This window comes from Streptomyces sp. NPDC091282, assembly GCF_044757385.1.
Taxonomy (GTDB): Bacteria; Actinomycetota; Actinomycetes; order Streptomycetales; family Streptomycetaceae; genus Streptomyces; species Streptomyces gramineus.
In genome coordinates this window covers 1,539,338-1,545,337 of record NZ_JBIVUX010000001.1, presented here as the reverse complement: position 1 = coordinate 1,545,337, position 6,000 = coordinate 1,539,338, and the positions used below count along the sequence as shown (strand labels likewise).

General features: G+C 73.6%; 5 protein-coding genes and 1 rRNA gene. 1 reads left to right on the top strand and 5 read right to left on the bottom strand.

What is annotated here, in order from left to right; all coding sequences use genetic code 11:
* Positions 1–95: ribosomal RNA gene (gene rrf, locus ACIQOE_RS07060) — 5S ribosomal RNA — on the top strand; the annotation flags it as partial.
* A gap of 117 nt (positions 96–212) precedes the next feature.
* Here the strand turns inward: rrf and ACIQOE_RS07055 are convergent.
* The 5 genes from ACIQOE_RS07055 to ACIQOE_RS07035 are packed head-to-tail and all read right to left on the bottom strand — an operon-like array spanning position 213 to position 5,880.
* A complete protein-coding gene (locus ACIQOE_RS07055) occupies positions 213–1,523 on the bottom strand; it encodes a DUF58 domain-containing protein (protein ID WP_401410056.1) in 1,311 nt (436 codons plus the stop codon).
* Positions 1,523–2,512: a MoxR family ATPase gene (locus ACIQOE_RS07050; protein ID WP_351323128.1), complete on the bottom strand. Its 990-nt coding sequence runs from the start codon at positions 2,510–2,512 to the stop codon at positions 1,523–1,525. Before ACIQOE_RS07050 ends, ACIQOE_RS07055 begins: the two co-directional genes overlap by 1 nt.
* Positions 2,512–3,708 carry a DUF4350 domain-containing protein gene (locus ACIQOE_RS07045; RefSeq protein WP_401410054.1) on the bottom strand — a complete coding sequence of 399 codons (1,197 nt, stop codon included), beginning with the start codon at positions 3,706–3,708 and terminating at the stop codon, positions 2,512–2,514. The genes ACIQOE_RS07050 and ACIQOE_RS07045 overlap by 1 nt, the downstream gene beginning before the upstream one ends.
* Positions 3,705–4,487, bottom strand: coding sequence for a DUF4129 domain-containing protein (locus ACIQOE_RS07040; protein WP_401410052.1), 783 nt, complete (start codon positions 4,485–4,487; stop codon positions 3,705–3,707). Before ACIQOE_RS07040 ends, ACIQOE_RS07045 begins: the two co-directional genes overlap by 4 nt.
* A 4-nt stretch (positions 4,488–4,491) precedes the next feature.
* On the bottom strand, positions 4,492–5,880 hold the full coding sequence (locus ACIQOE_RS07035; protein WP_401410050.1) for a hypothetical protein: 1,389 nt from the start codon (positions 5,878–5,880) through the stop codon (positions 4,492–4,494).
* Between the last annotated feature and the right edge of the window lie 120 nt (positions 5,881–6,000).

Below are 6,000 nucleotides of genomic sequence, written 5' to 3'. Positions count from 1 at the left end.
AAACGCCCGGTTACATTCCGAACCCGGAAGCTAAGCCTTACAGCGCCGATGGTACTGCAGGGGGGACCCTGTGGGAGAGTAGGACACCGCCGAACAAATATTGGGAAAGGCCCACACCGTATGGTGTGGGCCTTTCTGCATTTCCAGGAGTCTTTATTCGCTGAGGAGCGGAAGAAGAGTGGCAGGCCCGTCGACGGGCCTGCCACGGAATCTCAGAGCCGGCCCGCCGCTTTCAGGGCCAGGTATGCGTCGGCCAGTGCGGGGGCGAGATCCTCAGGCGTCGCGTCCACCACCGTCACACCGCGCCGACGGAGTTGTTCCGCCGTGCGGTGCCGCTCGCTCTGGGCCTGCGCAGCCGCCGCCGCTTCGTACACCGCGTCGGCGTCTCCGCGCGCCATCGCCATCCGGGCGACACGCGGATCGGCCACCGACGCGAGCAGCACCGTGTGCCGTTGGGTCAGCTGAGCGAGCACGGGCAGCAGACCCTGTTCGACAGGCGCGGTGTCGAGCGTCGTCAGGAGAACGATCAGAGAGCGGCGTGGAGCCGCCCGGAGGGCCGTGGCCGTCAGCCCACGTGCATCCGTCTCGACGAGCTCGGACTCCAGCGTGGCCATCGCGTCGACCAGGGACGGCAGGACGTCGCCCGCGGCACGGCCCTGGACGCGGGCACGCACCCGGCGGTCGTAGGCGAGCAGATCCACACGGTCGCCCGCGCGTGAGGCGAGCGCTCCGAGGAGGAGCGCCGCGTCCATCGAGGCGTCCAGGCGCGGCGCGTCGCCGACCCGGCCGGCCGAGGTGCGGCCGGTGTCGAGCACCAGGAGGATGTGCCGGTCCCGTTCGGGACGCCAGGTGCGTACGGCGACCGCCGAGTGCCGGGCGGTGGCGCGCCAGTCGATGGAACGGGTGTCGTCACCGGGAACGTACTCGCGCAGGCTGTCGAACTCGGTGCCCTCGCCGCGGGTCAGGACGCTGGTGCGGCCGTCGAGTTCACGCAATCGAGCGAGTTTCGACGGCAGGTGCTTCCGGCTGGTGAACGGGGGCAGAACCCGTACAGTCCAGGGCACTTGGTGGCCGCCCTGGCGGGAGAACAGGCCGAGGGGGCCGAAGGAGCGGATCGTGACGCGGTCCGCCTGGCGGTCGCCGCGACGGGTGGGACGCAGTCTGGTCGTCACGCGCCGGCGCTCGCCCGGCGGGACGGTGAGGCGGTGGCGTGAGGCCTCGATCTCCGTGCCAGGCAGCCAGCTGCTCGGCGGCCAGCCGTCCCTGAGTCGGGCCCGCAAGGTGCGTCCCGACGGGTTCGTCACGGTCAGGGTGACGTCCGCGCTCTCGCCGAGGCGCGCCGACGTGTCGCCGGAGCGGGTCAGCACCAGGCGGCGTACGGGAGCCGCCAGGGCGAAGTCGCAGGCGCAGGCCAGCGCGACCGAGCCGTTCACGGCGAGGATGCCCGTCCAGCTCGGGTCCCAGATGCCGAGAGGGATGGATCCGATGGCCGCGAGGAGGGCGGCGCGTCCGGTGACGGGCATCAGCGGGGGACCGGGACGTGGGCCAGGATCGCGTTGATGACGGAGTCGGCGGTCACGCCCTCCATCTCGGCCTCCGGGCGGAGCTGGACACGGTGGCGGAGGGTGGGCAGGGCGAGGGCCTTGACGTCGTCGGGGATGACGTAGTCCCGGCCGGTCAGCCAGGCCCACGCCCGCGAGGTGGCGAGGAGGGCGGTGGCGCCACGCGGTGAGACGCCGAGGGTGAAGGACGGCGACTCGCGCGTGGCACGGCAGATGTCGACGACGTAGGCGGTGATCTCGGGGGAGACCGTCGTCTTGGCGACCGCGGCGCGGGCGGCTTCGAGGTCGGCGGCGCCCGCCACCGGGCGTACGCCGGCGGCGCGCAGGTCGCGCGGGTTGAAGCCCTCGGCGTGGCGGGTGAGGACGTCGATCTCGTCCTGGCGGGAGGGGAGAGGGATCGTCAGCTTGAGGAGGAAGCGGTCGAGTTGGGCCTCGGGGAGGGGATACGTGCCCTCGTACTCGACGGGGTTCTGGGTGGCGGCGACCAGGAAGGGGTCGGGCAGCGGACGCGGGGTGCCGTCGACCGTGACCTGGCGTTCCTCCATGGCTTCGAGGAGGGAGGACTGGGTCTTGGGCGGGGTGCGGTTGATCTCGTCCGCGAGGAGGAGGTTGGTGAAGACCGGCCCGGCCTGGAAGGAGAACTCCGCGGTGCGGGTGTCGTAGACGAGGGAGCCCGTGATGTCGCTGGGCATCAGGTCGGGGGTGAACTGGACGCGCTTGGTGTCCAGTTCGAGCGCGGCGGCGAGAGCACGGACGAGCAGGGTCTTCGCCACGCCGGGGACGCCTTCGAGGAGTACGTGTCCGCGGCACAGGAGAGCGACGACGAGGCCGGTCACGGCGGGGTCCTGGCCGACCACGGCTTTGGCGATCTCGGCGCGCAGGGCCTCCAGGGAGGCCCGTGCGTCGGCCGGGTTCCCGGTGGTCCCGGCGTTGTCAGTGGTCGGGTCCATCATGGACGGCGTACCTCTCTTTCGAGGGCGTCGAGTTGGTCGGTGAGGGCGATGAGGGCCGCGTCGTCGCCGGGCGGCGGTCCGAAGAGCAGGGAGTGCAGGGCCTGGCCGTCGCCGCGGAGATGGGCGGAAAGGGCGGGCAGCAGGGCCTCGGGGGCGTCCGCCTGGGAGACGGGGACGCCGACGAGCGGGGCGAGCCGGGTGCGTGCGGCGGCGCGGAGGGCGGCGGCCGCCCGGTCGCGGGCGTTGGCCTTGCGGTAGAGGCGCGCGCGGCCTTCGACGGTCTCGGAGGCGCGGACCGCCACGGGGAGCTTCTCGGGCACCAGCGGGCCGAGGCGGCGTGCGCGCCAGAAGGCGGCGAGGACCGCGGCGAGGAAGAGCTGCAGCGCGCCCCACAGCCAGCCGGAGGGAAGCAGGTCGAACAAGGTCTTCTGGTCGTCGGTGCCGGCGGCCGACGAGTCGGAGAGCGAGGGGAGGTACCAGACCAGATGGTGGCGGGAGCCGAGGAGCTGGAGGGCGAGCGAGGCGTTGCCCTGCTTGTCGAGCCGGTCGTTGAGCAGGATGTCGGGCGAGCCGAGGACGACGGTGTCGCCGCCTCCGGAGGCCGCGGGGACACGGATCAGCGTGGCCAGACGCTGGCTTGGGTAGCAGGTGTCGGCGTCGAGGTGCGTGGTGGTGTAGCGGATGCCGCCCGTGTCCGCGCTGCCCGCGCGGCGGGCCGCGGCCAGGCCGCAGTGCGGGTCCAGGGTGGACCTCGGGCTGGTGGCGGGGTCGGCGGTGACGCCGGGGGCGAGCCGTTCGACGGACGTGGTGCCGGCCGCGACCAGGACGGTGCGGCCGCCCGATCCGGCGGTCGACAGCCGCAGCTGGGACTGCTGGCTGGGCGTGAGCAGGTCGGGGACGGCGACCAGCAGGGTGGTGTCCCGGCCGGCCGCGGCGCGGGCCTCGGACAGGGTGGTGACCACGCGGGTGGAGACACCCCGGTCGGCGAGGAGTTCCGCGACGGCGCGGCTGCCGTAGGGGTCGACGGAGCGCGGGTCGAGTTCGCCGTGCCTGCTGTCGGAGCGGATGACGGCGATGGCGACGGCACCGGCCAGCAGGAGCACCACGGCGAGGACGATGCCGCGGCTGCGCGTCCAGAGCTGGCGGGTGGTGGGCGCGGTGGTGGTGGGCGCGAGGGCTACGCCGGTCGTCATTCGGCGTCTCCCTTGCGGACGTGGTGGGTGGTGCTCGCGGTGCTCGCGGTGAGCGTGGGCCTGGTGCGTTCCAGGTCGCGGTCGAGTTCCGCGATGCGCTCGTACGAGGCCTGGGTGGCCCTGCGGCCGCCGTACGTCACGTCGTCGAACTCGCGGGCGGCGGCGCGCAGCCGGTCCGGGTGGGCGGGCAGGACGCGGCCCGCTTCGGCGGCGGCCTCGTCGGCGGTGCGGCCCGGACGGACGTCGAGCAGGGCGCGTTCCTCCAGGGAGCGGACGACGGCGCGCATGCGTTCCTGGAGGGCCTGGTTCCAGTGGCCCTGGGCGGCGTGCGCCTCGGCGGCCGCGCGGTGTTCGGCGGCGCTGCGGGGGCGGTCGTCGAACAGTGCGGCGGCGGAGACGGGCCGGCGGTGCGGTGTGCCCAGACGCCACCACAGGGCGCCGATGACGGCGATGACGGCCAGGACCACGACGACGAGGCCCAGCGTGCCTCCGGGGGTCGCGGACGCGGCGGCGGACAGCATGCGGCCCACCCAGTCCAGGAAGGCGCTCAGGGCTCGCTGGAACAGCCCGGGGTCGTTCTCGTGGTACATCCGTTTGGCCAGCTCGCGCCGTGCCGCCTCCCGCGCGGGGTCGCGCGGGATCGTCACGGGCGGCTGGTCGCCGGAGCCGGCCGGCGACAGCAGAGCTGCCTCCCTGGCCCGCAGCAGGCCGCGTACGGCCTTGTCGGCGGCGTGCGGCAGGACCGCGGGCGCCGCGGTGAGAACTCCCCCCGGACTCACCGCATCAGCTCCCCGGGACGGTGCCGGCGGCGCCGGCGCCGTGGTTCTCCACACCGGCCGCGCGGGCCAGTTCGAGGTCGAGGGCCTCGCGGCGGATGCGCTGGTCGATGTAGAGGAGCACGGTGACGCCCGCGTTGATCGGGAAGGTCAGCATGGAGCCGATCACCGATCCGATGCCGCTGATGACGAGGAACGTCCAGCCGACGTTGGTGTTGGTGCTCTCCAGGAAGCCGGAGTAGCCGTCGCCGCTGAGGATGGCGGCGATCACGGCGAAGGGGATCACGGCGATCGAGGAGATGACGTTGGCGATGATCGTCGCCAGGATCTGGATGCCGAAGACCCGCCACCAGGAGCCGCGGACGAGCTTGGCGGAGCGGCCCAGCGACTTCGTGATGCCCTGCTTCTCCAGCATCAGGGCGGGAGAGGCCAGGGAGAAGCGGATCATCAGCCAGAGGGCGACGACGCCGCCCCCGAGGATGCCCACGACGAGCAGTGCGGCGATGGCGCCGCCGGGGCCGCCGGCGATCGCCACGACGATGCCGGGCAGCGCGCCGACCAGCAGGACGCCGACCACGATGAGGCCCAGCAGGACGATGAGGCCGAACAGTCTCAGTACCTGCGGGCGCGCGTCGCGCCAGGCCTCGCCGGTGGTCACGGACCTGCCGAGCACGGCACGGCTGGTGACGGTGGTCAGCAGGGCCGTCGCGATGATCGTGCCGACCAGCGAGATCAGCAGGACGGCGCCCGAGCCGGCCATGACCTCGCCCGCGGCACGGGACACCTCGCCGAGGGAGGCGCCGGGCTCGTTGAGGGCGTCGGTGGTCTCGGCGTCGTTGAGGACGAATCCCTGGAGGAGGATGACCGCGACCTGGGTGACGACGGCGACCGTCAGCGAGATGCCGAGGACCGTGCGCCAGTAGGTGCGCATGGTGGAGACGGCACCGTCGAGGATCTCGCCGACGCCGAGCGGGCGCAGCGGGATCACGCCGGGCTTCGCCGCGGGCGGGGGTCCGCCCCAGCCGCCGCCCCAGGCTCCGTAGCCGCCGGGCGGCCCGTATCCGCCGGGCGGGCCGCCGTAGCCGCCGGGTCCACCGGGGCCGCCGTAGCCTCCGTAACCGCCGCCGGGGGGCCGGCCGCCCCAGCCGGGGCCGGGCGGTGGCGGCGGCGGTGCCTGGCCCGGTGCCGGGGCGCCGGTGGGCGCGGACCACTGGCCGGGCGGCGGCTGGTCCTTGGACCACTTCGGGCCGGAGTCCTGCGGGTCGGTGCCCGGCTGGTCGGTGGGCTGCTCGGCAGGGCCTGCGGGAACGGGGCGGTCGGCAGGGGCGGACGCGCCGGGTTCCCGCCCGTCGGACGGGGCGGATCCGGGCGAGGCCCAGCCCGGAGTGTCGTTCATCGAAGCTCCTTCACGGTGCCCGTCCGCGGTCGCGGTGGCAGGTTGGCTGCCATCGTGCCATGGGCAGGTCACCCAGTGACCTGCCGCGGTACAGGCTCCGCACCTTCAATTGTCCGCCGA

Bases quoted from the DNA above. Each gene is read 5' to 3' on its own strand.
- ACIQOE_RS07055 (WP_401410056.1), bottom strand. From the start codon at position 1,523: ATGCCCGTCACCGGACGCGCCGCCCTCCTCGCGGCCATCGGATCCATC.
- ACIQOE_RS07050 (WP_351323128.1), bottom strand. From the start codon at position 2,512: ATGGACCCGACCACTGACAACGCCGGGACCACCGGGAACCCGGCCGAC.
- ACIQOE_RS07045 (WP_401410054.1), bottom strand. From the start codon at position 3,708: ATGACGACCGGCGTAGCCCTCGCGCCCACCACCACCGCGCCCACCACC.
- ACIQOE_RS07035 (WP_401410050.1), bottom strand. From the start codon at position 5,880: ATGAACGACACTCCGGGCTGGGCCTCGCCCGGATCCGCCCCGTCCGAC.